Source organism: Nocardia otitidiscaviarum NBRC 14405, from assembly GCF_000308635.1.
GTDB classification, from domain to species: Bacteria; Actinomycetota; Actinomycetes; order Mycobacteriales; family Mycobacteriaceae; genus Nocardia; species Nocardia otitidiscaviarum.
In genome coordinates this window covers 1-254 of sequence record NZ_BAGD01000198.1, presented here as the reverse complement: position 1 = coordinate 254, position 254 = coordinate 1, and the positions used below count along the sequence as shown (strand labels likewise).

Here is a 254-nt window from a genome sequence, read left to right as displayed (position 1 = left end):
TTCCCCTCAACCACGCCGGAGATGGAACCACGCATGTCCGTACCCACCGAGGCCGAGATCCGTGACGCCGCACAGCGTCTCGGGCTCGCCGACGAGAACGGCTACTACCCGCCCGGCATACGAAACAAGCTCGCCGCCGCCGTGCAGCAGGCCAAGCAAGATCAGGCCGCCGCCGACGACCCCGGCAACTGGTCGACCGCCGAGCAGCTCGCAGCGTTCGCCAACGAGCTTGCCGCCCAAGGGATCGACCGAGC

1 protein-coding gene is annotated in these 254 nt (G+C 68.5%); it reads left to right on the top strand.

Annotated features, from left to right (window positions below; genetic code table 11):
• Positions 1–33: 33 nt before the first annotated feature.
• Positions 34–254, top strand: a 221-nt coding sequence (locus ON31_RS29330) for a hypothetical protein (protein WP_157533796.1), incomplete at its 3' end; no start/stop codon positions are given.